Source organism: Stenotrophomonas sp. 96582_Sma (genome assembly GCF_056480905.1).
Map to the genome: position 1 here is coordinate 3,196,233 of NZ_CM151122.1, position 25,258 is coordinate 3,221,490.

Consider the following 25,258-nt stretch of genomic DNA (forward strand, 5'->3'; position numbering starts at 1 on the left):
GATGAAACCGGTGGTGGGGAAACCGGAGATTGATCAGGTTGCCGGCCAGCGGCCGGCACTACCGCAGGGATTTACACCGGGACCGCGCCCGGGCGGCCGTGGGTCACCTGGAAACGCGCCGCGGTGCGCACCGCAGCGTCCGCACGCAGCACGCTGTCGGCGAAGCGCAGTTCCGCGTCCACGGTCTGCCGGTTCAGCTGCAGCTTCCACCAGCCACGGCGGTCACCGTCGAAGTAACGGATATGCGGGTTCTGCGGTATCGACGGCCCGTAGTACGGCCCGTATGGCGTGTCGTCGCCGCCACTGCTGATCGCCGGAGCGATGAATTCGGTGGCTACGACCGGCGCACTGGCCGCGTCGAAATCCAGCTTCAGGTCGTTGACGAAGGTGGAATGCCAGTCGCCGCCCAGCACGATGGCATTGCCCTGCCCGCCTGCCTGCATCGCCTGCAGCAGCCGGTTACGTGCGGCGGGATAGCCATCCCAGGCGTCATTCCAGAAGCGCTCGCGTGGCGTGCCACCGTCCAGCCGCAGCTGCGCCATCAGCAACTGCTGCACCACCACGTTCCAGCGCGTGCCCTGCGCGGCCGCCATCGACTGCGCGAACCACGCCTCCTGGCCCGTGCCGAGCATGCTCATGCGCGGATCCAGTGCAGCATCACAGCGTGGCGACTCGCCCACGCCACAGGGATTGGCCGGGCGGAACTGGCGGCAATCGAGCAGGGTCAGCTGTGCCAGATCGCCGTAACGCAGGCGCCGATGCACGCGCAGGCCGCCGTTGCCCGCAGGTGTGCTGCGCATCGGCAGATGCTCGTAGAACGCGCGGTAGGCGGCGGCGCGGCGGATGATGAAGTCCTCCGTTGATACGCCGGGTTTTTCCGGGTGGATGCCGGAGTAATCATTCTGTACTTCATGGTCGTCCCAGATCACCGCGAACGCGTGTGCGGCATGCGCGGCCTGCAGATCCGGATCGAGCTTGTACAGCGCGTACTGGTCACGGTAGCGCTCCAGGCTGACGGTCTCGCCACTGAAGCGTTGCGCATCCAGCGCAAGACCACGCGCGTTCTGCAGCGGGCTGTATTCGTACAGGTAGTCCCCGGCATGCAGCACCAGGTCGACATCGCTCTGCGCGATATCGCGCAGGACCGGGTAGTAGCCGCTGTTCCAGGCCTGGCAGGTGCACAGGGCCAACCGAAGCTGCTGCAGTTGCGTGTCCAGCGGCGGCGCGGTGCGGAAGTGGCCGACCGCGCTTTCCTCATCGCCGTCGCAGGCGAAACGGTAGTAGTAGTCGCGGCCTGGGCGCAGGCCGTTGACCTCCACGTGCACCGAATGCGCCAGCTCGGGCACCGCGGCCGCAGTCCCCCGCTGCACCAGCCGGCGCATGCCCGGGTCCTCGGCCACGAACCAGCGCACCGGCACCGCCCGCGACGGCATGCCGCCGCCATTGAGCGGGTCCGGTGCCAGCCGCGTCCACAATACGGCCCCCTGTGGATCCGGATCACCGGCGGCGACACCGAGGGTGAACGGATCGCGCCCCAGCCGCGGCCGTGGGCCGGCCGTGGCCAGCCCCGGCATCGCCGCCAGCGCGATCGCCGCCCCCGTGCCCTGCCACGCCATGCGCAGCAGGCGACGACGGCTTTCCGGATCGACAGGCCCGCGCATCAGAAGCGCACGGTAGCGGTGGCCATCACCTGGCGCGGCGCGCCGACCTGCATGGTCGCCAGGCTGCGGGTCGGGTCAGCGGCGTAGGTACCGTTGGTGTTGATCGAGGACAGGTAGCGCTTGTCGGTCAGGTTGGTCAGGTTCAGCGCTACGGTCAGGTTCTGCGCCGGGCCGAGCTTGCCGAAGTCATAGGCCGCCGAGGCGTTGACCAGCCAGTAGCTCGGCACCGACACATCGTTGGTATAGGTCACATAGCGCTTGCCGACATGGTTGGCGGCCAGGCGCAGGTCCCACGGGCCCGGGGTCCACGCCAGGGTGCTGGCGAACATCCATTCCGGGGTGTCGACGGTCGTCTTGCCGCGGGTCGGCACCACGCCGTTGTTCACGTAGTCGTTGTCGTAGGTGCTGTCATTCCAGGACAGCGCATTGGACCAGGTCAGGTCCTGCATCGGCTTCAGCTGCAGGGTCGCCTCGGCGCCGCGGCTGGTCACAGAACCGACGTTGGAGAACAGTGCCGGGCAACCGAGGATGCCCACGCACTGCGCGATGGCCAGCAGGCGGTTGTCGAACTTGACGTCGTACACCGCCACCGAGGCTTCATAGCCGCGGCCGTAGCCACGCCAACCCAGCTCGATGGTGCGCGACTGTTCCGGCTTCAGGTTCTTCGCGCTGGCATCGAAGGCGGCCTGCGGCACATTGAACGGGCTGCCCACGCCCAGCGCATAGGCGGCGACGTTTTTGGCGAACGAACCGAAGATCTCGTTGCCTTCGTTGAGCTTGAAGTTGAAGCCGGCCTGCGGCAGCAGCCCCTTCTTCGATGTCAGACTGCTGTTGTTGGCGTAGCTGCCCAGCGGGGTGCGCACGCTGGTACGGGTGTGCGGCGACTTCGCACCGATGTCGATGGTCAGGCGATCATCGAACAGGCGGAAGCGGTCCTGCACGTAGAACTGGCGGGTGATGGTGGTGTAGCGCTGGTGCCACACGCGCTGGTCCGGGTTGCGCAGGAAGAAGTCGTCGGTGATCGGGCCGTCGATGTAGTAGAAGTTGCGCTGCACGCTGTGGCCGTTGTCCTCGTACCAGAGGCCCGCTTCCAGTTCGTGGCCACCGACGTTCCAGGTGAACGCCGAGGTCACGCCGGTACGGTCGATCGCGTACTCGGTGGTGCGGACCGAGATCGGAATCTCGCGGCTGGTGCCCGGGTTGGACGGATTGGACGGGCTGAACCAGTGGCCCTGGCCACGGTTGCTGTGGTTGTAGACATTGACCTTCAAGCGCATCGACTCGTTCAGGCCGAAATCACCGGCAATGCTGGACAGGTCATCGTTGCGCAGGCCGTGGCCGGAGTAGTACGCATCCCACGGGCTGTTGACGCCGCCGCTGAACTTGCCGCGTGCGGCGGCGACGGCGCGATCCCAGTCCGGCGCGTAGTTGTCCCAGTCCCAGCCGAGGCGATCGATCATTTCCAGCGACAGATCCTGGTAATCGGCCTCGACGCGGCGCGAGGCGTTGAACAGCGCGGTGATCCTGCTGTCCGTTCCGAAGTTGTAGGTGGCCTTGCCGTTGAACTGCTTCAGCTCCTGCGAGCCCTTGCCCTTCCACTTGTCACCTTCCGAATACACGCCGGACAGGTAGGCGGCAAAGCCCTGGTGCTCGCCGGTATCGAGGCGTGCATAGCTGCGGCGTGCGCTGTCACTACCAAAGCTCTGTGCCAGCACGACTCCATACTCGGTGGACGGATCGATCGAGTAGAACTGGAACACGCCGCCGAGGTTGCTGGTGGACGGCGTACCCAGTGCGCCTATGCCGGTGGAGACCTCCGCACCGCCCAGGTTCTCGCTGATCACCGCGCGGCTGATATGCAGGCCGTTGCTGTTGCCATAGGCCATGTTGCCCAGCGGGATGCCATCAAGGGTGTAGCCCAGGCGGTTCTGGTTGAAGCCACGCAGGCTGATGGTGGTGGACCATTCGTAGGCGCCGGTGGCATCGGCCGATTCGAAATGCACGCCCGGCTTGGTCGCAAGCAGCTTCAGCGGATTGGCACCCGGCGGCAGCACCTTCATGTCCTCGGCGGTTACGCGCTGCACCTGGCGCGCTTCACCGCGGCCGATCACCGAGACCGAATCGAGGGTGGTGGCCGACTGCGCGTCGGTGGCGGGGGCGGTTTCAGCGACAGCCAGCAACGGCAGCGAAGCACAGACCAGCAGGGCCAGCAGATTGCGGCGGAGCGGAGCGTGGGACGGCATGGGGGCGGATTCCTTGGGCACGCTGGACGCCGAAGGGCGGCGTCGAAGGGCAGCAGCGGCGGAATCGTAGAAGCGTCGCGTTACATGTCATTTACACGCCACATACGGACGTTTGGCGTTTCGAATGGTTTGCCAGCCGTGGGGTGGTTGCCGGCCAGCGGCCGGCACTACGGTTATTCGAATGAACCGACCGAGTCGTGGGCCAGGTTGTCGAAGCGGGTGTACTCGCCGAAGAACTTCAGCTTGCACGACCCGGTCGGGCCGCCACGGTGCTTGCCGATGATGATCTCGGCCAGGCCCTTGTCCGGCGAATTTTCCTTGTTGTAGTAATCATCGCGGTAGATGAAGACGATCATGTCCGCATCCTGCTCGATTGCGCCCGATTCGCGAAGATCGGCCATCACCGGGCGCTTGTCGGTACGCGTTTCCAGCGAGCGGTTGAGCTGCGACAGCGCGATCACCGGCACGTGCAGTTCCTTGGCCAGGCCCTTCAGCGAACGCGAGATCTCCGAGATTTCGGTCGCGCGGTTTTCGCTGTTGCCCGGCACGCTCATCAGCTGCAGGTAGTCGATCACCACCAGGCCCAGATCATGCTCGCGCTTGAGGCGGCGGCACTTGGAACGCAGCACTTCCGGCGACACGCCAGGCGTGTCGTCGATGAAGATCTTGGTTTCCTTCAGCATCTTGATCGCGCTGGTGACGCGGCTCCAGTCCTCGTCTTCCAGCTGGCCGGTACGCAGGCGCTGCGCGTTGATGCGGCCGTTGGAGGAAATCAGGCGCATCGCCAGCTGCGATGCCGACATTTCCATCGAGAACACCGCCACGCCCTTCTTCGACTTGATCGCCGCGTACTCGGCGATGTTCAGTGCGAAGGTGGTCTTGCCCATGGCCGGGCGCGCGGCAAGGATGATCAGGTCGGTCGGCTGCAGGCCGGAGGTCATCGCATCGAAATCGTTGTAGCCGGTCGGCAGGCCGGTGATGTTGCCGCCGTTCTCGAAGCGGCTGCGCAGCTCTTCGAAGGCATCCTTCAATGCACCGGGCATCGCCACGAAATCGGTACGGCCGCGTGCGCCCTGTTCGGCGATGGCGAACACGCTCTTTTCCGCCGAGGCCAGCAGCTCGCTGCTCTCGTCCCTCGGGCTGGAAACCGTCGTTGACGATGTCGGTACCCACCTGGATCAGCTGCCGCAGCACCGCCTTGTCACGCACGATCTCGGCGTAGGCCACGATGTTGGCCGCCGACGGCGTGGTACTGGCCAGTTCGATCAGGTAGGCACCATCGCCCACCAGTTCCATCTTGCCCTGCGATTCGAACCACTCGCCCAGGGTCACCGCATCGAACGGCCGCTCGCGCTCGGACAGCTCACGGATCGCGCGATAGATCATCTGGTGGTCGCGGCGGTAGAAATCGCCTTCGGTCAGCTGGTCATTGACCCGGTCATAGGCCTCAGGGGCCAGCATCAGGCCACCCAGCACCGCCTGCTCGGCTTCCACCGAATGGGGCGGTACCCGCAACTGGTCGATGCGCGACTCGTCGCGATCGCGATCGAAGCCATCACCGCGCTCTCTGCGGTTGGAACGGAAGCCGGGGCGAGCGGACATGCTGCGGTGTTTCCTGCGAAAGTGGGCCGGACGAGTGTAGGCATGCGCCGACCCCGGCGGCCATGGACAAGCCTGTGGATAAGCCGTGGAGAAACGGGGGATATCCGCCGGTGCCTGGCCAGACTGGCGTGGGAGCGTCGCACTGCCTGCGACGGGCGCCATTGCGGCACCCGAGCGGACATTATCGCAGATGGGGCTGGCAACCGCTGGCGTCAATCGCCCTTGACGTGAACCGCGATCAGCGCCAGGAACCGGTCCACGTAGCCCTGCAGGAATTTCTGCGTGCCTTCATTGTGGACCGTGCCATCGGCATCGATCAGGCCGTCCTTGAAATGAATGAACGCCTCGGGCTGGCCGAGCACGTGCATGTCCAGGAAGGCCAGGTTGTTGCGCAGGTGCTGCTGGGCCACGGCGGTGCCGATCTGGCCGATGGAGGCGCCGATCACCGCCGCCGGTTTGCCGGCAAACGCGCTGTCACCGTAGGGGCGCGAGCCGATATCGATGGCGTTCTTCAGCACGCCCGGCACCGACCGGTTGTATTCCGGGGTCACGAACAGCACCGCATCGGCGGCACGGACCTGGTCCTTCAGCCGGGTACCCTGCGCCGGATAGTGGCCATCGAAGTCCTGGTCGTACAGCGGCAGATCACCGATCTGCACGTACTGGAAGCGCGCACGGTCGCCGGCAATCTTCTCCAGCGCATGGGCCAGTTTGCGGTTGCAGGAATCCTTGCGCAGGCTGCCGACGAACACGGCGATGGTGGGGACGGACATCGGGACATACTCCTCACGGTGCGGGAGGCCCAGCCTAGTCGCCGGGCCCTTGCAGGCCGGTGAAGATCAGCCGCCGGTCACGCCCGCGCGCACCTGCCGCCAATGCGCCTGCCAGGCCTGGAACATCAGCACGTTCCACAGATGGGTATGCCACTTGCGCTGGCCGCCGAGGAACTGCTGCCACAGCGGCTGTACCGCGGCCGCCGACAGCACGCCCTCCTGCTCCAGCCGCGCGGGCTGCAGCAGATCTTCGGCCCACGGCCGCAGGTCGCCCTTCAGCCAGTCACTGACCGGCGCGCCGAAACCACGCTTGGGCCGGTGCACCATCGACTGCGGTACATAGCGGCCCAGCACGCGCTTGAGCAGCACTTTGCTGGTGGTTTCACTGCGCTTGAAGCCCAGCGGCAGCGACCAGGCGAACTCGGCCACGCGAGAATCCAACAGCGGTGCGCGGGCTTCCAGGCTGACCGCCATCGAGGTGCGGTCGACCTTGCACAGCAGGTCATCCGGCAGATAGGTCACGTAATCGGCCAGCATCATCGCATCGGCCGGTGTGCCGGCACCGTGCAAAGGGTCGGCCAGGTCGTAGAAGCTGCCCGCGGCCTGCGCTCCGGGCACTGCCGCCGCCGGGTCGCGCCAGCGCGAGATGCGGTTGCGGTACACGTCACCGATGCCACGCGCGCCGGATTCTGCCAACAGCGCGGCCAGGCCGCCGGTACGCGAGGCCTCGCCCTGCTGCTGGGAGCGCGCGCCCATCCAGCGCCGCAGCGGCCCCGGCACACGGCCCAGCATCTGCCAGTTGCGCAGCGCGCGTACATAGCGGGTATAGCCGAAGAACAGCTCGTCGCCACCATCGCCGGACAGCGCCACGGTCACGCCCTGCCGCGCCAGGCGGGCGACCAGCGCGGTCGGCACCTGCGAGGCATCGGCGAAGGGTTCGTCGAACATCGCCGGCAACTGCGGCACCACCGCCAACGCATCGGCACCGCTGACGTAGAGTTCAGTGTGGTCGCAGCCCAGATGCGCGGCCAGTTCCTTGGCCAGCGGCGCCTCGTCGTGGCCCGAACCGGTGAACCCGATACTGAAGCTGTGCACCGGCTGGCCACTTTGTGCCTGCATCAGCGCGGCCACCAGCGACGAATCGGTGCCGCCGGACAGGAACACGCCCACCGGCACGTCGGCCACCATGCGCAGCGCCACCGCGTCACGCAGCAGCCCGTCCAGCTGCTCCTCGGCTTCCTCGATGCGGCCCTGGAACGGCGCAGCCAGCGCCGCCTGCATGCGCGCACGCGCATCCCAGTACGGGCGCTGCGCCTGTTCCGGCCGGTGCGCGGCCGCACCCGCCGCCACGGCTTCCGCATCCAGGCGCAGCACGCGCCCGGGCATCAATTTGTGGCAGCGCTGGTGGATGCTGTGCGGCGCCGGAATGTAATCCAGCCGCAGCAGCAGGGTCAGGGCGTCACGGTCGATGTCGTTGTCGAAGGCCGGGTGCTGCCACAGCGCCTTCAGTTCCGAACCGAACACCAGCGTGTCGCCGGCCCAGCCGTAGTACAGCGGCTTCTTGCCGACACGGTCGCGGGCCAGCCACAGGCACTGCTCCTGGCGGTCCCACAGCGCAATGGCGAACATGCCGTTGCAGCGCTGCAGGGTGTCTTCCATACCCCACTGCAGGATCGCTGCCAGCAGCACTTCGGTGTCGGAGTGCCCACGGAAGGCGTGTCCCAGCTGCTCCAGTTCGGCACGCAGGGTGGCGAAGTTGTAGACCTCGCCGTTGTAAGCCATCACGTAGCGACCATCGGACGAGGCCATCGGCTGGTGGCCCAGCGGCGACAGATCGAGAATGCTCAGCCGACGGTGCGCCAGCGCGATGCCGGCCCCGGCATCGACCCAGCTGCCGCCATCATCCGGCCCGCGATGGTGCAGCGCCTCGCCCATGGCCAGGACCTGCGCCTGCAGCACCTCGGCCGACGCCACCGGCGCCGGCAACAACATTCCCGCCAATCCACACATGCATCAAGGTTCCTGCGCCAGTTCAAGGGCGGCGCCAATCACCGCATTGTCGCTTGGAAGCCCGAACATTGCTGCCCCCGCCAGCGGCGTATAGGTATCGGCACCGCAGACCCGGCGCAATGGCAGGTGGCCGAAACCGGCCTCGACCAGGGCGGTGACCACGCCCTCGCCCACCCCGCCACTGTGGCGGCCCTCATCCAGAACCAGCACGCGCCGGGCGCTGGCGGCTTGCGCGGCGATGAAACCGGCATCCAGCGGCACCAGCCAGCGCAGGTCGACCACCCGCACCTGCCAGCCCAACTGCTGCTCGATCGCCCGCGCCGCGCGCAGCGCCATCGGCACGCCGTTGCCATAGGTGTAGACCACCAGGTCGCCCGCCTCCGGCGCATAGACCCGGCCCTCGCCCGGTACCAGCGCCTGGCCCTGGGCGGGGTAGTCGAACAGCCACTGGCCATCGCCCGGCGCATGCAGGTCCTTGCTCATGTACAGCGCGATCGGCTCCAGGAACACCGCCACCCGCCCGTCCACCCGCGCCAGCGCGGCCAACGTGCGCAGCATCATCACCGCATCGTCGCCGCGCGACGGGCAACCGACCACCAGGCCGGGAATGTCGCGCAGCGCGGTGATCGAATTGTCGTTGTGGAAGTGGCCACCGAAGCCTTTCTGGTAGCCCAGCCCGGCCACCCGCACCAGCATCGGGTTGCGGTACTGGTCATTGGAGAAGAACTGCAGCGAGCACGCTTCGCCGCGCACCTGGTCGATGGCGTTGTGCAGGTAGGCCAGGTACTGGATCTCCGGAATCGGCAGCATGCCCATGTTGGCCAGGCCCTGCGCCATGCCCAGGATCATGGTCTCGTCCAGCAGGGTGTTGAACACCCGGCGTGGGCCGAAGCGGCGCAGCAGATCCTTGGTGACGGTATAGACACCGCCCTTCTGCGCGACGTCCTCGCCGAACAGCAGGCTCTGCGGATACTTCGCCAGCAGTTCCTGCAGCCCATGGTTGATCTGGATGGCGAGGTGCCGAGGTGCCTGCCGCTCAGGCAGGGTCTCCGCACCGCCATACAGCGCTTCGCGCGCATCGGCGGGCACCTCGCGCCGCGCCTCGGCCTGCACCGCCGCCGGCGTGTACGGCGCCAGCGGCGCCATCACCTCCTGCAGTGACTGCAGCGTCGGGCGGCCTTCGGCATCCGCCGCCGCGGCCATGCAGCGCGCGCGCATCGTTTCGTAGGCGACCTCGATGGTGGCCGCATCCATCCAGCCCGACTCCATCGCGATCTGCGCCGAGCGCAGCAGCGGATCCTGCGCCTCGGCCGCGCACAGCTCCGGCAGCGCGCGCCATTCCACTTCAAAGTCGGTGCCGGCGTGGCCCATCAGGCGGGTGGTGCGTAGATGCAGGAAGGTGGGCCGTCGCGTGCGCCGGCAGTGCTCCACCGCCGCCTGCACCTGGGCGTGCCCGGTGGCCAGGTCGAGACCATCAGCGAAGAAATAGTCGAGCCCCGGCTGGCGGCTGAAGCGATCGGCAATCCAGCCTTCCGGCGTCTTCACCGAGATGCCCAGGCCGTTGTCCTCGCAGACGAACAGGATCGGCGCCGGTAGCTTCTGGTAGGCCGACCACATCGCGGTGTTGAACGCGGTCTGCGCGGTGGCATGGTTGGCCGAGGCGTCGCCGAACGAGCACAGCACGATGCTGTCGGCCGGGATCGGCAATGGCTGCCCCAGGCGCTTGCCGCTCTCGATGGCCAGCGCGGTGCCCAACGCTTTCGGCAGGTGCGACGCGATGGTCGAGGTCTGCGGCAGCACCCACAACGGTTTGCTGCCCCACACCTTGTGGCGGCCCCCGCTGGCCGGGTCATCGGCGCTGGCGGCGAAAGACAGTGCGGCATCGCGCAGCGGATCGATGCCCGGCAGCTGGCGCGAACGCTCGGCCATGAAGGCACCGGAGCGATAGTGCAGGAAGGCTGGATCGGTATGCCGGCAGGCCCGCGCCAACAGCGCGTTGCCTTCGTGGCCGGAGGAACCGATGGTGTAGAAGACCTTGTTCTGAACGCGCAGCACGCGTGCCATCAGGTCCAGCTGGCGGCTGGCCAGCTGCGAATCGAACAGTTCGCCAAACGCGGCGGCAGTGAGCGTGCTGCCCGGCAGGATCGGCGCATCCGGCGCCGGGCGCGGACGCGGGGTTCCACGCCAACCACGCACCGCATCGAGAAAGTTGACGTCGCACACTTCGGCGCGGTTGAGCACGCGCATGCGTGCGGGAATCGGATCTGGAACCACAGCGAACATCGAACACCCTCCGTGTCGTTGTTGCATTCCGCCCGGCGTTGGCCAGGCGCTACCCTGTGGGGGTCACCCTGGTGAGACTCACGCAGCCTCGAATCGCGAGCGCACTTCGGCAGTCACGGCCGGCATCGGCAGGAAGCGCGATTGTTCACGCACGCGCTGCAGCCAGCCACGCACTTCCGGGAATGGCTGCAGGCTGATACCGCCCTCTCCAGCCACGTCGGTATAGGCAAACAGCGCGATATCGGCGATGCCATATCCGTTGCCGGTGAACCACTGCGCTTCGCGCAGATGTTGCTCCATTACTGCCAGCGCGGTGGCGGCGCGCTCGTGCAGGCGCGGCAGTTCGGCGCGGCGCGGTGAATCAGCGGGGGTCCAGCCACGGATGAAGCGCGCCACCGCCACGCACGGCTCGTGCGTGTACTGCTCGAAGAACATCCAGCTCAACGCCTGCGCGCGCTCCCAGCCATCGGTGGGCAGGTACGGCGTGCCCTCGGCCAGCCAGAACAGGATCGCGTTGGATTCGGTCAGCACGCGGCCATCGTCGCGGACGATCAGCGGCACCTTGGCATTCGGATTCAACGCCAGGAATTCGGGGGTGTGGGTCTGGCCATGGGCACTGTCCACCTCCACCCAGCGGTAGCGGCTGCCGAGCTGCTCCAGCAGCAGGCGCACCTTGTGGCAATTGCCCGAGACCGACATGCCATGCACCGTCAACGGGACGCGCTCTTCCACCATCGCCTGCTCCATCGGATCCGGCCGGCGGCCAGCTGCGTGCAGTCTGGCAAGCGCGCCGATGAATGCCAAGCGCGGGTGCAGCATGGCAACACGGTAGTGCCGACCGATGGCCGGCAATCGCGCGAATCTGCCGCAACGCGGTTGCCGGCCAGCGGCCGGCACTACCGGGCAAGGCTCAGCGCGCGCGCTGCCGCCACTGCTCGCGCGACTGGCCCCAGATCTGCATCGGCTTGTCGTTGTACGGCGCTGGCAACTCCCCCATGCGCAGCAGGGTGCTGCCGAGCTTGCGCGCGACCGCCCGCGAGTTGTCGTTGTTCTCGGCAATGGTGTGGATCACTTCGTCCCAACCCAGCGTGTCGAACGCCCAGTCGATCGCGGCGACCGCCGCTTCCGGCGCATAGCCCCGGCCCCAGCTGGCATGACGGATGCCCCAGCCGACCTCGGTACCGGGCCAGTCCTGCGGTTGCCAGGGCCCCATCCGCCCGATCCAGTCACCGCTGGATTTCTCGATCACGCTGAACATCGAGAAGCCAAACAGCTGCCAAGCGCCAGCCAGGCTGCAGAAGCCACGCCAGGCCACCGAAGGCGGCTGCACGCCACCGAGGGTGCGCATCGTTTCCTCGTCGGCGCAGAACGCCAGATACGGCTCGTAGTCCTCGCGCAGCAGCGGCCGCAGGATCAGCCGTTCGGTTTCGATGCGCAGGTCGAAGATGCTCATGCCGGCTCCATGTCGAAGGAAGCGTCCATGATGGTGGATTCACGCCCCGCGCGGATGAATTTCGCCGGCTGCAACGAAACGGGCCGGCATAAGCCGGCCCGTCAGGTACTGCATGCTGCGTCTGGATTACTGGCGCGTGCTGGCCGCCGTGGCACCGGCAGCAGCGGTCTGCGTGACCAGCTGGCCATCGACCACCGGCAGGCGATCGCTGGCCGGCTTGTTGTCCATGCGCACCGTCTTCTCGGCGCCGTCATAGCGGTAGGTCACGTTGTACCCCTTCACCACGTCGTTGGTACCCATGGCAATGCGGTTGCCCGGCTTGCTGGCCATGCGCATGGTGCCGGTGGTGCCGTCCTCGTTGCGGTAGGTCACGTTGTAGCCGGTGACGCGGCTCGACTCGGAGGTCGCGGTCTCGGTGTGGCACTGGCGCTCGGTGCGGTTGACCACGCGGCCACCCACATGGCGCTTGTCGATCTGGTTGCCGATGAAGCCACCGGCCACCGCGCCGGCCGCAGTGGCGGCCTTCTTGCCATTGCCGCCGCCGACCTGGTTGCCCAGCAGGCCACCCACCACAGCACCGACCACGGTACCGCCGACGTTGCCGTCACGTTCCGGCAGTCGCTCCTGCACCGTCACGTCCTGGCAGACTTCATGCGGGGTCTGGGTGGTGGAGGTCTCGCGCACCGCATCGGTGCCGATCACGGTGGCGTAGGCCTTCTGCTTCTCGGTGATCGGGTCGACCTTCAGCACATCGGCATATTCCAGCCCACGCGGTGCGGTCGGGTCGAGAGTGTCACCACGCGCGCCATCGTCGGTGGCGTTGCCATCGACCAGGCGCGATTCACCATTGGGGGTTCCGGCGCTGATGGAATCGGGCGATTTGTCGCCACTCTTCATGAAGGCGGCAGTGGCGATGCCACCGACCAGCAGCGCGCCCGCTGCGACCAGGACAGTTGTAGTTGTGCTTTTCATGACCTGCTCCTTGCGGACCATCCGCAACGTTCTCGAACCAGATTGCAGCATGCGCTGCCTGAACGGAATCTCCACATTTCCTGCTCATTCCCGTAACCCATTCAGCATCGGGAAATGCTGGGCCCGTGGTAGCGTTTGCATATTCCCCAGGAGGACCCCCGCCATGGCCAACCCGATGCTGCTGCCGGTACTGCAATGGGCGCGCCGGCTGCGCTACCCCACCCTGTTCAAGCTCACCGCGGGCCTGTTCGCGCTGACCCTGTTCATCCCGGACCCGATTCCGTTCGTCGATGAGCTGGTGCTCGGCTTCGGCACCCTGCTGCTGGCCAACTGGAAGCGCCGCAACACCACCACGCCTCCGCCGCTGGAGCAGCATTGAGCCTGCTGGTCGACAGCCACTGCCATCTGGACGCCAGCGAGTTCGACCGCGACCGCGCCGCAGTGGTCGAGCGTGCGCAGGCCGCTGGCGTGCACCAGCAGGTGGTGCCGGCGGTGACCGCAGCCAGCTGGCCGAAGCTGCGCGAGGTCTGCCAGCAGGCGCCGGGGCTGTACCCAGCCTACGGCCTGCATCCGATGTTCCTGGCCGAGCACCAGCCTGGACACCTGCCGCTGCTGCGCGAGTGGATCGAACGCGAACGCCCCTGCGCGATCGGCGAATGTGGTCTGGACTTTTTCGTTGAAGGCCTGGATGCCGAGGCGCAACAGGCATATTTCATCGGTCAGCTGGAACTGGCCCGTGAGTTCGAGCTGCCGGTGATCGTGCATGCACGGCGCGCGGTGGATGCGGTGATCGCCGCGATCCGTCGCGTCGGCGGCCTGCGCGGCGTGGTGCACAGCTTTTCCGGCAGTCCGGAACAGGCTGCGCAACTGCACAGGCAGGGCTTCCTGCTCGGGCTCGGCGGCCCGTTGACCTACGAACGCGCGCAACGCCTGCAGCGGCTGGTGCGCGAGATGCCGCTGGAACAGCTGCTGCTGGAGACCGACGCCCCGGACCAGCCTGACGCCGGCATCCGCGGCCAGCGCAACGAACCGGCCCGGCTGGCGATCATCGCCCGCCACGTGGCGGCGCTACGCGGGATGGAGCTGGACGCGGTGGCCCAGGCCACGACGGAGAACGCGCGGCGGCTGTTCGCGCTGCCCGCAATGCAACGGTAGGTGCCGGCCGCTGGCCGGCATCTGCGCTGATTCAATCATTCCGGGTTGCCGGCCAGCGGCCGGCGCTACCGATCACGCGTCAGCGTGATCCTCGACCACTTCGGCCTTCACCTTCTTCGGCTCCAGCAGCATTTCAAGCGCCTTGCCGACCGCCGCGAACGCGAACGCACCGGTGATGTGGGTCGCCGCACCCAGGCCCGCGCCGCAGTCCAGCTTCAATGCCGCATCAGCGCCCAGGTTCGGGCGGATGCCACAGACGCTGCCATCGGCCTGCGGGTACTTCACATTCTCCAGCGAATACACCGCCGGCACGCCGAAGTAGCGCTTGGCATTCTTCGGAAAGTTGAACTCGCTGCGCAGCTTCTTGCGGATCAACGCCAGCATGGCGTCGTGCTCGGTGCGCGAGACATCGCGGATGCGCACCAGGGTGGGATCGGTGCGGCCACCGGCGGCACCCACGGTCAGCAGCGGCAGCTTGCGGCGGCGGCACCAGGCAATCGTCTCGACCTTGACCCGGAAGCTGTCGCAGGCATCGATCACCAGATCAAAGCCACGGTCCAGCAGTTCGGCCATGTTCGACACCGTCAGGAACGCCTGTACGGCATCGACAGCGATGTCCGGGTTGATCGCGCGGCAGCGTTCGGCCATCGCCTCGGCTTTGTTGCGGCCGTAGTTGCCTTCCATCGCCGGCAGCTGCCGGTTGGTGTTGGACACGCAGATGTCATCGGCATCGATCAGGGTCAGGTGGCCGACCGCTGAACGCGCCAACGCTTCCACCACCCACGAGCCGACGCCGCCCATGCCGACCACCGCCACGCGGCTGCCCTGCAGGCGCTCGAGTGCGCCCACGCCATACAGCCGTTCGATGCCGGCGAAGCGTTGTTTGACCTGTTCGTTCATCCCGCTATTTTAACGTGCAGGCGTCGGCACCCGCAGTACGTCGGCATCGAACCTACCGTTGCACGCCCGGAGAGCCCGCCATGAACGCCAGCCCGCCCCGCCGCCCGTCCACCGCCTACCGCTATCTGTTCGTGCTCGGCCTGGGCCTGTTGATCGGCCTGATCGCCACGGTGATGGTCGGCCGCGCCCTGCAGGCCCGCCGCGATCCGTTCCCGGACAGCCTGATGCAGGTGATGCAACGGCAATCGCAGCTGCTGCAGCAGGCCCAGCAGCAGAACCGCTGCAGCCTGGCCGACAGCGTGCCGCGGTTGCAGGCCATGCGCCTGCTGTCCAACGACCTGGACCTGGCCTTTCCCGGGCTGAAGGACAGCGCGCAGTTCCAGCAGCATGCCAGCCAGCTGCGCGGCAACCTCAACGCCGCTCTGGCTGCGCCGCCCAGCGACTGCGCGGCCCTGGCCCGGGTGGTGGAAACGGTGCAGGCCGACTGCCGCGCCTGCCACCAGGACTTCCGCTGAGCCGCATTCATCCTGCAGCCGGACAAGGCCTGCGCGGTTGGCGCCTTGTTCACGTTCAAAAGGGGACGATTCGTCCACCCTGCTGCATGACGCAGTACCACCCCAGACACCCGCCTTCACGGCCAGGAGACGCCCCATGAAGATCCAGCTCATCGCCGCCAGCGCCATCGCTACCCTTGCTCTGGCTGGCTGTGCCACCTCGCCCGGCTACGGCGGTGGTGGTTACAACAACGGCTACAACAATGGCGGCTACGGCAACAATGGTGGCTACAACCAGGGCCGCTGCGCCGACTGCGGCATCGTGACCCGCATCAACACCGTGCAGTCCGGCCGTACCGCGCCCAGCGCGACCGGCGCGATCCTGGGCGGCATCGTCGGCGCCGTGGCCGGCCACGAGATCTCCGACCACACCGGCGGCAGCCGTGGCAACAAGAACATCGCCGCCGCTGCGGGCGCGGTCGGTGGCGCACTGGCCGGCAACCAGATCCAGAAGAACGTGACCAGCGACACCTACGACATCAGCGTGCGCATGGACGATGGCCGCACCATCGTGGTCAACCAGCGCGACCTCGGCGGCATCCGCGAGAACACCTACGTGCGCGTGGTCAACGGCAAGGTCATCCTGCGCTGACCTGCATCGGGCCGATGGCAAAGAAAAGGCCCGCTTGCGCGGGCCTTTTCATTTGACGGTATGCAGCGCGATCAGGTCGGCTGAACGGCGTCGGCCTGCAGGCCCTTCTGGCCCTGCACGACGGTGAAGGTGACCTTCTGGCCTTCCTTCAGGCTCTTGAAGCCCTGGGTCTGGATGGCACGGAAGTGCACGAACACGTCTTCGCCGTTTTCACGGCTGATGAAGCCGAAGCCCTTTGCATCGTTGAACCACTTGACGGTACCGGTCTCGCGATCAGACATCTCACTAACTCCCTGGTGACTCTCTCTTGTTGTAGGAAACGCCTGGTGGGCGGCTGACAAGCAAGGGGGAAGCGAGGTGCATCGATGCAGCGGATCGGGAAGATCTTGCTTCATCAGGCCACGATCCACGGTGACCTTGCCAAGCTCAGCGACTGCAACTTAACCCGCCCAAAACGAAAAAGCAACTGGCAAAATCTTTCACTGTCAACCCCAAAACGACCACCATACGGGACAGCATGGGACTCTCATTCATCTTATATCTGCTAGCGGTCATTTTTGTCCTCGTCGGCATCGCCGGAATCATCCTTCCGGCCCTCCCCGGCATCCCGCTGGTGTTCATCGGACTGCTGCTGGCTGCGTGGGCCGACGGCTTCGCCCACGTCGGCTGGCCGACCCTGGTCGCGCTGGGCGTACTGACCCTGCTCTCGCTGCTGGTGGACGTGCTGGCCACAGTGGTGGGTGCGCAGCGGGTCGGTGCCAGCCGCAAGGCGCTGTGGGGCACGTTCGTCGGCAGCATCGTCGGGCTGTTCTTCATGCCGATCGGTCTCTTTGCCGGGCCCCTGATCGGCGCCCTCGCCGGCGAGTACTGGCACACCCGTGAACTGGGCCGCTCGACCAAGGTGGGTCTGGCCACCTGGCTTGGCATCCTGCTCGGCCTGGCGCTGAAACTGGCGGTGGTGATCGCGATGCTGGGCCTGTTCGCCTTCGCCTGGTTCCTGTAAGCCGCGCCGTCTTCACGCCGCGCGCACGCGGTGGCCGTGCATAAACCGTGGGGGCTGGCCGCGATGCGGTACAGCCGCCACACTGTGCGATCCCCGTATTCACCGAAGGGCCTGCTGGAATGACCCTCCCCCCGCTGCTTCCCCGCCTTGCGCCGCTGGCGCTGGCCCTGGCCAGTGCCCCATTGGCCGCGCAGGAATTCGTGCCCAACACCGATACCTCGCCCGCGGCGTGTGCCGCCATCACCACTGACGCGGCGCGCCTGGCCTGCTATGACCGCCTGTTCGCGCATACGCCGCAGGCCACGGCCGCCGCCGATGCCGCTGCCGAGGCGGCCGCGCAGGCCCGTCGCGAAGAACGCCAGACCGCACGCGTGAGCCAAGGCGAAGAGAAACTGCGCGAGCGGGTCAGCGACCTGTTCCGCCCCGCTGCGCCGGACAGCGCGCTGGCCAATGCCGGCCGCGGTTCGCTGCTGGACAGCCGCTGGGAACTGGCCGAGGACTCCAAGCTCGGCCCATTCCAGCTGCGTGCCTACAAGCCGGTGTACCTGCTGCCGGCGTTCTGGACCAGCGACCGCAACACCACGCCGCATTCGCCGAACCCGGCCAACACGGTCACCACGCCGCAGGTGCTGGACAGCGCCGAACTGAAGTTCCAGATCAGCTTCAAGACCAAGATCGCCGAGAACCTGTTCGGCGACAACGGCGACATCTGGGCCGGTTATACCCAGAGCTCGCGCTGGCAGGCCTACAACGGCGAGGATTCGCGCCCGTTCCGCGAAACCAATTACGAGCCGGAAGTGATGATGGTGTTCCGCAACGGCTACTCGATCGGTGGCTGGCGTGGACGCATGACCGGCATCGCGCTGAACCACCAGTCCAACGGCCGTGCCGACCCACTGTCGCGCAGCTGGAACCGGGTGATGCTCAACATCGGCCTGGACCGCGAGAACTGGGCGCTGGTGCTGCGGCCGTGGTACCGCATTCCCGAGACCCGCAGCGACGACAACAATCCGGACATCGAGGACTACATGGGCCGCGGTGATGCGACCCTGACCTGGAACCGCAACGGCCACGAAGTCTCACTGATGGCGCGCCACTCGCTGCGCACCGGCAGCCGTTCGCACGGCGCCCTGCAGCTGGATTACGGCTTCCCGATCAGCAACCTGCTGCGCGGCCATGTGCAGGTCTTCGACGGCTATGGCGAGAGCCTGATCGACTACAACCACAAGGCCACCTACGTGGGCGTGGGCGTGTCGCTGCTGGAGTGGTTCTGATGGACGTGACGATCTGGCACAACCCGGCCTGCAGCAACTCGCGTGGCGCATTGAAGCTGATCCGCGATGCCGGCTTCGATCCGGAGGTGATCGAGTACCTGGGCAATCCACCCGATGTGACCACACTGCGCCAGGTGCTGGCCGAATCCAGATTGAGCGCACGTGATCTGGTGCGCAGCAAGGAAGCACAGTTCACCGAACTGGGCCTGGAAGATGCGGACGAGGCCACGCTGCTGGCCGCGATGGCCGCACACCCGCGCCTGATCAACCGCCCCGTGGTGCGCACGCCCAAGGGCACCCGGCTGTGCCGTCCACCGGAAACGGTGCTGGAGATCCTGTAACGGAAAAGGGGACGGAGGGGATTAAGTCGCTTGTGCACAAACGACTTGATCCCCTCCGTCCCCTTTTCTGGTTACCGCCAGTCGGTGATGCCCTCGCGGCGGTATACCTCGGCGAACGCCGGGCGCGCCTTCATCGACGTGGCATGTGCCTTCAGCACCGGCCAGGTGTCGCTGGGCTTCGGCATGTTGCGCGACCAGCGCATCAGCATCACCAGCATGTAGTCGACCACGCAGGGCGTGGTGCCCAGCAGGTAGGGGCCATGCGCCTGCAGGTGCGTGGCGACCTGCTGCCAGGCCGCCTCAAGGCGCTGACGGGCCATCTCGCGGCTCGCTTCGATATTTGCCTCGCCCGCCATTTCATGCGGATAGAACCAGGCACGATAGGCCGGCTGCAGCGTATTGGCACACCAGAACATCCAGCGGTAGGCATCGGCGCGCTGCGGCGTGCCCAGTGCGGGCAGCAGGTTGGCCTCCGGATGGCGGTCAGCCAGATACAGTGCGATCGCCGCCGCTTCGGTCAGTACCAAGCCATCTATCAGCAGTGTCGGCACCACACCGGCCGGATTCAGCGCCAGGTACTCCGCCGACTTGTGCTCGCGCGCGTCGAAATCCAGCAGCACCAGTTCGTGCTCGATGCCCAGCTCGATCAGCAGCCAGTGAACCACCAGCGCGGCGGTACTGGTTGAACCATACAGCGTGGTGCTCATGCGGAAGATCCTGTGCAGGTGGATCAGCCGATTATGCGCCCACGCGCGCAATCGTTGCTCAGCCGCAGCGGCTCATGCAGGTATCGCGGCTTTCGCTACAGGACATGATCGGCGTGCGTATCGCGCAGTCGTGCGTCTTCAGTTCACAGGAACGGCGCAGCTCGGGGTTGGCAATGTCCTTGCAGCGCTTGTCCGGCGCCGGCACCATCTGTTGTTCGCAGCTGAAGTCGTTGCTGCCGATACTGCCCCGCGCCATGCAGCTGCGATAGTCGGCCTGACACTGCATGCGGCACTGCGAGGAGGCGGAGAAGTCCGCACCTTCATAGGACGAGGTTGTACTGCAGCCGGCCAGGGCCAGCAGGATCGCAACGGCGATGAATCGATGCAGGCCCATGAACACGTCCTGTGTGAGGTCGCGCCGAGCCTAGCAGAGCAGAGCAGATGCTGCAGGTTCGTTAACCCTCACCACACAACAACGGCGCCACACGGGCGCCGTTGCTTGAACCGGAAGCGCGGCAGGATTACTCCACCACCACCGGAATCTTGCCAATGCGGGCCTGCCATTCGCGCGGGCCGGTCTTGTGCACCGACTCACCGCTGGAATCCACCGCCACCGTCACCGGCATGTCCTGCACGGTGAACTCGTAGATCGCCTCCATGCCGAGGTCGGCGAATCCGACCACCTTGGCGGCCTTGATCGCCTTGGACACCAGGTAGGCCGAACCGCCAACAGCCATCAGGTAGGCCGACTTGTTGTCACGGATCGCCTCGATCGCCGCCGGGCCGCGCTCGGCCTTGCCGACCATGCCCAGCAGGCCGGTCTGTTCAAGCACCTGACGGGTGAACTTGTCCATGCGGGTCGCCGTGGTCGGACCAGCCGGGCCCACCACTTCGTCGCGCACCGGATCGACCGGGCCGACGTAGTAGATGAAGCGGCCCTTCAGATCGACCGGCAGTTCCTCGCCCTTGTTGAGCATGTCGACCATGCGCTTGTGCGCGGCGTCGCGGCCGGTCAGCAGCTTGCCGTTCAGCAGCAGGGTCTGGCCCGGTTTCCAGCTGGCCACGTCCTCCGGGGTGATCGTGTCCAGGTCCACGCGGGTGCCCTTGGACGAATCGTAGGTCAGCTTCGGCCAGTCCTCCAGCGACGGCGGGTCCAGCATCACCGGGCCGCTGCCATCCAGGGTGAAGTGCGCATGGCGGGTGGCCGCGCAGTTCGGGATCATCGCCACCGGCAGGTTGGCCGCATGAGTCGGGTAATCGTTGATCTTGATGTCGAGCACGGTGGTCAGGCCACCCAGGCCCTGCGCACCGATGCCCAGCGCGTTGACCTTCTCGTACAGCTCCAGGCGCAGCTCTTCAATGCGGTTGGACGCACCACGGGCCTGCAGCTCGGTGATGTCGATCGGCTCCATCAGCGCTTCCTTGGCCAGCAGCATCGCCTTCTCGGCGGTGCCGCCGATGCCGATGCCGAGCATGCCCGGCGGGCACCAGCCGGCGCCCATGGTCGGCACGGTCTTCAGCACCCAGTCGACGATGGAGTCGGACGGGTTGAGCATGGCGAACTTGGTCTTGGCTTCCGAACCACCGCCCTTGGCGGCGACGATCACGTCGACAGTGTTGCCCGGCACCACCTTGACGTTGACCACGCCCGGGGTGTTGTCCTTGGTGTTGATGCGCTTGCCGGCCGGATCAGCCAGCACCGAGGCGCGCAGCTTGTTGTCCGGGTGCATGTAGGCACGGCGCACGCCTTCATTGGCCATGTCTTCCACGCCCATGGTGGCGTCGTCCCAACGCACGTCCATGCCGATTTCCAGGAACACGGTGACGATGCCGGTGTCCTGGCAGATCGGACGGTGGCCTTCGGCGCACATGCGCGAATTGATCAGGATCTGCGCCATCGCTTCCTTCGCGGCCGGCGACTCCTCGCGCTCGTAGGCGGCGGCAAGGTTCTTGATGTAGTCGACCGGGTGGTAGTACGAGATGTACTGCAGCGCGTCGGCGATGGACTGGATGAGGTCTTCCTGCTTGATCGATGTCACGACTTGCTCGCTTGCTGGAGGCTGGCGGGGGTAATCCGCCCATTTTACCCCCTCCCCCGGCCGCGGGGTGGTGGTCCCGGCCGCTGGCCGGCAAGATCAGACCCCGAACCCTCTGTCACGCGACGCCCCGCTGGCGCGTCCTTGCCCACATGAACGCCGAAACCGCTTTCCAGACCCACCGCCCGCGCCTGATGGCCCTGGCCTACCGCCTGCTCGGCAGTCGCGCCGACGCCGAAGACGTGGTCCAGGATGCCTGGTTGCGCTGGTCCGGCGCCGACCCGGCGGCCGTCCGCGACCCCGAAGCCTGGCTGGTCACCACCACCACCCGGCTCGGCCTGGACCGGCTGCGCGCAGCCAAGCGCGAGCGCGTGCATTACGTCGGCCCGTGGCTGGCTGAACCGCTGGCAGTCACCCTGGAGCCGGACCCGGCGCCCGGCCCGGCCCAGCTGCATGCGCTGGCCGACGACATCTCGGTCGCCTTCCTGACCCTGCTCGAACAGCTCGGCCCCGAGGAGCGCGCCGCCTTTCTGTTGAAGGAGGCCTTTGACCACGATTACCGCGAGATTGCCGAGCTGATCGGCCACAGCGAGGCCAACTGCCGGCAACTGGTGCATCGTGCCCGGCAGCGCCTGCAGTCTGGGCGGCCACGCTTCAATGCCGATGCCAGCCAGCACCGGCAGCTGCTGGCACGCTTCATGGACGCTTCCCAGCGCGGCGACAGCGAAGCGATCCAGACCCTGCTGCACGCCAACGCGTTGCTGGTCTCCGACGGTGGCGGCGTGGTTACCGCGGCGATCCGCCCGCTGCTGGGCGCCGAACGCATCGGACGCCTGTTCTGGGCCATCGCCCGCCGTGGCGCGGCGCATTCGGCGCAGCTGGGCTACGTCAACGGCGAGCCGGCGATCCTGCGCTTCATCGGTGATCGCCTGCACTCGGTCACCACCATCGAGGTGGTCGCTGGCCGCATCGCCAACGTGTACAGCGTGCTGAATCCGGAAAAGCTGCCGGACGTTGTCACGAACAGGGACGGCACGGCGTCCTTGTAATGAAAGGCGGCCATCGTGGCCGCCGTGGAGCCGAAAATGTCCGACCACGCCTCTCCCCGCGTCCCTTACACCCGCCTGGCCGCCGAAGCCTTCAAGGGCCTGCTGGCCACCAGCCAGGCGGTGCATGACAGCTCGATTGATCCGACCCTGATGGAACTGGTGTTCCTGCGCGTGTCGCAGCTCAACGGCTGCGGCTATTGCATGGACATGCATGCCACTACGCTGCGCAAGGGCGGCATCGAGCCGCGCAAGCTCGATACCCTGCCCGCCTGGCACGAAAGCCGTTTCTTCGATGCCCGCGAGCGTGCGGCGCTGGGCTGGGCCGAGGCACTGACCCGGCTGACCGACGGTGCACCGTCACAGGCGGCGTTCGATGCACTGGCACCGCACTTCGATGAGAAGGGCATCAGCGACCTGAGCATGGGCATCGCGGTGATCAATGCCTGGAACCGGCTGGGCGCCGGGCTGCTGCCGCCGCTGCCGTAAAGGGAGGCAAGCCGGGCCAGGCAGGTTCTGCAGCTGTTGGTAGGTGTCGACCTTGGTCGACACGGTAGATCCACGCCATGCGTGGATGTGGTGGGTCGGATCCCTTCGCATTACGAAGGGCTCTGACCCGATCCGGGCAGATGAGGTCAGAGCCCTTTGCGCCGCAAAGGGATCTGACCCCGGCGCGGCCACACGCCTGCACTGACCCCATCTGCACGCGTCAGGCGCGCACAATACGCGCATGCCTGCTACCCCCACCGCTGGCGCTGCCGCCGCGAAGAAACCCAGCCTGCGCCAGCGCTTCAAGGCGATGCGCAACCTGCCACCGTTCCTGCGCATGGTCTGGAAGACCAGCCCCGCGCTCACCCTGGCCAGCCTTGGCCTGCGCCTGATCCGTGCGCTGCTGCCGGTGGCGATGCTCTACGTCGGCAAGCTGATCATCGACAGCGCCCTGCACCTGAGCCAGCACGACGCTGGCTTCCCGCCGCTGGGCGAAGCACTGTCCAGCGGCATACTGAATCCGCTGCTGGGCCTGCTGGCGCTGGAATTCGGCCTGGCCATCGCCTCGGATCTGCTCGGCCGGCTGGTCAGCTACGCCGATGCTCTGCTCTCGGAACTGTTCGCCAACGTCACCAGCATCCGGCTGATGGAGCACGCTGCGACGCTGGATCTGGAGGATTTCGAAGACCCGGACCTGCAGGACAAGCTGGACCGTGCGCGACGCCAGACCATGGGCCGGATGAACCTGATGAGCCAGTTGTTCGGCCAGGTGCAGGACGCGATCACCGTGGCCAGCCTCGCCGTCGGCCTGCTGGTCTACGCGCCGTGGTTGATCCTGCTGCTGGCGCTGGCCCTGGTGCCGGCCTTCATCGGCGAATCGCACTTCAACGCGGCCGGCTACAGCCTCAACTTCCAGTGGACGCCCGAGCGCCGCCAGCTCGACTACCTGCGCCAGCTCGGTGCCAGCGTGGAAACGGCCAAGGAAGTGAAGATCTACAACCTGCATCGCTTCCTGGTGGAGCGCTACCGTCGCCTGTCGGTGGCGCTGTTCCAGGCCAACCGCGCCCTGGCCCGGCGCCGCGCGTTCTGGGGCACGCTGCTGGCCGCACTGGGCACGCTGGGCTACTACACCGCCTACGCCTACATCGCCTGGCGCACGGTGCGCGGCGACTTTTCGATCGGCGACCTGACCTTCCTCGCCGGCAGCTTCCTGCGCCTGCGCCAGCTGCTGGAGGGCCTGTTGATCGGGTTCTCGCAGGTGGCCAGCCAGGCGCTGTACCTGGATGACCTGTTCTCGTTCTTCCAGATCCAGCCGGAAATCCACTCGCGTGAAGGTGCGGTGCGCGTGCCGCAGCCGATCCGCCAGGGCTTCGTGTTCGAGAACGTCGGCTTCCGCTACCCGGATGCCGAGCAATGGGCGGTGCGCCACCTTGATTTCCAGCTGCAGGCTGGCGAAGTACTGGCGCTGGTCGGTGAGAACGGCGCCGGCAAGACCACCCTGGTGAAGCTGCTGGCACGGCTGTACGAACCGGACGAGGGCCGCATCCTGCTCGATGGCCGCGACCTGCGCGACTACGACCTGGACGACCTGCGCGCCAACCTCGGGGTGATCTTCCAGGACTTCGTGCGCTACAACCTCAGCGCCGGCGAGAACATCGGCGTCGGCCAGGTCGAGGCGATGGACGACCAGGCGCGCATCGCCGACGCCGCACGGCGTGGCATGGCCGAGGAAGTGATCGACGACCTGCCCGGCGGCTACGACCAGCTGATCGGCCGCCGCTTCAAGCAGGGCGTGGACCTGTCCGGCGGCCAATGGCAGAAGATCGCCATCGCCCGCGCATGGATGCGCAATGCGCAGGTGATGATCCTGGATGAGCCAACGGCGGCGCTGGATGCGCGAAGTGAGTTCGAGGTGTTCCAGCGGTTCAGGGAACTGGCGGATAATCGCACCGCAGTGCTGATTTCCCACCGTTTCTCTTCGGTACGCATGGCCGATCGCATCCTGGTGCTGGCCGATGGCCGGATCGAGGCCAGCGGCACCCATGAAGAGCTGATGGCCCAGGGCGGCCGCTACGCCGAGCTGTTCGAGCTGCAGGCGGCCGGCTACCGCTGAGAACGCCTCTCGTTCCGCCTAATGAGAACCTGTCTCATTTGAGATAGAATC

Annotated in this window: 23 protein-coding genes and 1 pseudogene; 10 read left to right on the forward strand and 14 right to left on the reverse strand. The window is 66.6% G+C overall.

Annotated elements, in window-relative coordinates:
• Positions 1-71: 71 nt before the first annotated feature.
• The 9 genes and pseudogenes from ACZK2R_RS14915 to ACZK2R_RS14955 form a co-directional block, all read right to left on the reverse strand.
• Positions 72-1,661, reverse strand: a complete 1,590-nt coding sequence (locus tag ACZK2R_RS14915; protein WP_180837511.1) for an alkaline phosphatase D family protein — start codon at positions 1,659-1,661, stop codon at positions 72-74.
• Positions 1,661-3,904 carry a TonB-dependent receptor family protein gene (locus tag ACZK2R_RS14920; protein ID WP_180837510.1) on the reverse strand — a complete coding sequence of 748 codons (2,244 nt, stop codon included), beginning with the start codon at positions 3,902-3,904 and terminating at the stop codon, positions 1,661-1,663. Before ACZK2R_RS14920 ends, ACZK2R_RS14915 begins: the two co-directional genes overlap by 1 nt.
• A gap of 173 nt (positions 3,905-4,077) precedes the next feature.
• A pseudogene (locus ACZK2R_RS14925) lies at positions 4,078-5,506 on the reverse strand (replicative DNA helicase).
• Between the two features lie 212 nt (positions 5,507-5,718).
• A complete protein-coding gene (locus tag ACZK2R_RS14930; protein ID WP_180837509.1) occupies positions 5,719-6,279 on the reverse strand; it encodes an NADPH-dependent FMN reductase in 561 nt (186 codons plus the stop codon).
• 66 nt (positions 6,280-6,345) lie between these two features.
• Positions 6,346-8,289 carry an asparagine synthase (glutamine-hydrolyzing) gene (gene asnB, locus ACZK2R_RS14935; RefSeq protein WP_180837508.1) on the reverse strand — a complete coding sequence of 648 codons (1,944 nt, stop codon included), beginning with the start codon at positions 8,287-8,289 and terminating at the stop codon, positions 6,346-6,348.
• Positions 8,290-8,292: 3 nt separating this feature from the next.
• Positions 8,293-10,572 (reverse strand): thiamine pyrophosphate-dependent enzyme, encoded by a 2,280-nt coding sequence (locus ACZK2R_RS14940; RefSeq protein WP_180837507.1) that lies wholly within the window; start codon positions 10,570-10,572, stop codon positions 8,293-8,295.
• A 78-nt stretch (positions 10,573-10,650) separates the two neighbouring features.
• A complete protein-coding gene (locus ACZK2R_RS14945) occupies positions 10,651-11,307 on the reverse strand; it encodes a glutathione S-transferase family protein (RefSeq protein ID WP_180837542.1) in 657 nt (218 codons plus the stop codon).
• 175 nt (positions 11,308-11,482) lie between these two features.
• Positions 11,483-12,025 (reverse strand): GNAT family N-acetyltransferase, encoded by a 543-nt coding sequence (locus ACZK2R_RS14950; RefSeq protein ID WP_049460564.1) that lies wholly within the window; start codon positions 12,023-12,025, stop codon positions 11,483-11,485.
• Positions 12,026-12,151: 126 nt separating this feature from the next.
• Positions 12,152-12,997, reverse strand: a complete 846-nt coding sequence (locus tag ACZK2R_RS14955) for a glycine zipper 2TM domain-containing protein (protein WP_032129667.1) — start codon at positions 12,995-12,997, stop codon at positions 12,152-12,154.
• Positions 12,998-13,160: 163 nt separating this feature from the next.
• On the opposite strand from ACZK2R_RS14955, the gene ACZK2R_RS14960 reads away from it, so the two are divergent.
• Positions 13,161-13,376, forward strand: coding sequence for a DUF6116 family protein (locus tag ACZK2R_RS14960; protein ID WP_049398753.1), 216 nt, complete (start codon positions 13,161-13,163; stop codon positions 13,374-13,376).
• Entirely contained in the window at positions 13,373-14,152 is a 780-nt protein-coding gene (locus ACZK2R_RS14965) for a TatD family hydrolase (RefSeq protein ID WP_049420901.1), read from the forward strand. The genes ACZK2R_RS14960 and ACZK2R_RS14965 overlap by 4 nt, the downstream gene beginning before the upstream one ends.
• Before the next feature lie 72 nt (positions 14,153-14,224).
• Here the strand turns inward: ACZK2R_RS14965 and ACZK2R_RS14970 are convergent, their stop codons facing one another.
• Positions 14,225-15,052: a tRNA threonylcarbamoyladenosine dehydratase gene (locus ACZK2R_RS14970; RefSeq protein WP_134952129.1), complete on the reverse strand. Its 828-nt coding sequence runs from the start codon at positions 15,050-15,052 to the stop codon at positions 14,225-14,227.
• A gap of 80 nt (positions 15,053-15,132) precedes the next feature.
• Here ACZK2R_RS14970 and ACZK2R_RS14975 point away from each other — a divergent pair, with 80 nt between their 5' ends.
• Both ACZK2R_RS14975 and ACZK2R_RS14980 read left to right on the forward strand, forming a co-directional pair.
• Complete coding sequence (locus ACZK2R_RS14975) at positions 15,133-15,567, forward strand: cytochrome c (protein WP_180837506.1); 435 nt, start codon at positions 15,133-15,135, stop codon at positions 15,565-15,567.
• 136 nt (positions 15,568-15,703) lie between these two features.
• Complete coding sequence (locus tag ACZK2R_RS14980) at positions 15,704-16,198, forward strand: glycine zipper 2TM domain-containing protein (protein ID WP_010486804.1); 495 nt, start codon at positions 15,704-15,706, stop codon at positions 16,196-16,198.
• A 71-nt stretch (positions 16,199-16,269) separates the two neighbouring features.
• On the opposite strand, the gene ACZK2R_RS14985 is transcribed toward ACZK2R_RS14980, so the two are convergent.
• Entirely contained in the window at positions 16,270-16,479 is a 210-nt protein-coding gene (locus tag ACZK2R_RS14985; RefSeq protein WP_005410290.1) for a cold-shock protein, read from the reverse strand.
• 236 nt (positions 16,480-16,715) lie between these two features.
• On the opposite strand from ACZK2R_RS14985, the gene ACZK2R_RS14990 reads away from it, so the two are divergent.
• The 3 genes from ACZK2R_RS14990 (at position 16,716) to arsC (ending at position 18,816) form a co-directional block, all read left to right on the forward strand.
• The gene (locus ACZK2R_RS14990; protein ID WP_049398758.1) at positions 16,716-17,201 is read left to right on the forward strand and encodes a DUF456 domain-containing protein; all 486 of its coding nucleotides are present in this window, start codon (positions 16,716-16,718) and stop codon (positions 17,199-17,201) included.
• A gap of 119 nt (positions 17,202-17,320) precedes the next feature.
• Positions 17,321-18,475 (forward strand): phospholipase A, encoded by a 1,155-nt coding sequence (locus tag ACZK2R_RS14995; RefSeq protein ID WP_125895489.1) that lies wholly within the window; start codon positions 17,321-17,323, stop codon positions 18,473-18,475.
• Complete coding sequence (gene arsC / locus ACZK2R_RS15000; protein WP_125895488.1) at positions 18,475-18,816, forward strand: arsenate reductase (glutaredoxin); 342 nt, start codon at positions 18,475-18,477, stop codon at positions 18,814-18,816. Before ACZK2R_RS14995 ends, arsC begins: the two co-directional genes overlap by 1 nt.
• A gap of 71 nt (positions 18,817-18,887) precedes the next feature.
• Here arsC and ACZK2R_RS15005 read toward each other — a convergent pair whose 3' ends face one another.
• The 3 genes from ACZK2R_RS15005 to ACZK2R_RS15015 all read right to left on the reverse strand — a co-directional run bounded on the left by ACZK2R_RS15005 (position 18,888) and on the right by ACZK2R_RS15015 (position 21,562).
• Positions 18,888-19,523 (reverse strand): glutathione S-transferase family protein, encoded by a 636-nt coding sequence (locus tag ACZK2R_RS15005; protein WP_049398760.1) that lies wholly within the window; start codon positions 19,521-19,523, stop codon positions 18,888-18,890.
• Between the two features lie 58 nt (positions 19,524-19,581).
• Complete coding sequence (locus tag ACZK2R_RS15010; protein WP_100434983.1) at positions 19,582-19,917, reverse strand: hypothetical protein; 336 nt, start codon at positions 19,915-19,917, stop codon at positions 19,582-19,584.
• A gap of 127 nt (positions 19,918-20,044) precedes the next feature.
• Entirely contained in the window at positions 20,045-21,562 is a 1,518-nt protein-coding gene (locus tag ACZK2R_RS15015; protein WP_125895487.1) for a fumarate hydratase, read from the reverse strand.
• A 149-nt stretch (positions 21,563-21,711) separates the two neighbouring features.
• Between ACZK2R_RS15015 and ACZK2R_RS15020 the strand changes: the two genes are divergently transcribed.
• The 3 genes from ACZK2R_RS15020 (at position 21,712) to ACZK2R_RS15030 (ending at position 25,207) form a co-directional block, all read left to right on the forward strand.
• Entirely contained in the window at positions 21,712-22,608 is an 897-nt protein-coding gene (locus tag ACZK2R_RS15020; protein ID WP_180837505.1) for an RNA polymerase sigma-70 factor, read from the forward strand.
• Positions 22,609-22,644: 36 nt separating this feature from the next.
• On the forward strand, positions 22,645-23,094 hold the full coding sequence (locus ACZK2R_RS15025; RefSeq protein WP_012511595.1) for a carboxymuconolactone decarboxylase family protein: 450 nt from the start codon (positions 22,645-22,647) through the stop codon (positions 23,092-23,094).
• A 241-nt stretch (positions 23,095-23,335) separates the two neighbouring features.
• Positions 23,336-25,207, forward strand: a complete 1,872-nt coding sequence (locus ACZK2R_RS15030) for an ABC transporter ATP-binding protein (protein ID WP_125895485.1) — start codon at positions 23,336-23,338, stop codon at positions 25,205-25,207.
• Positions 25,208-25,258 lie beyond the last annotated feature (51 nt).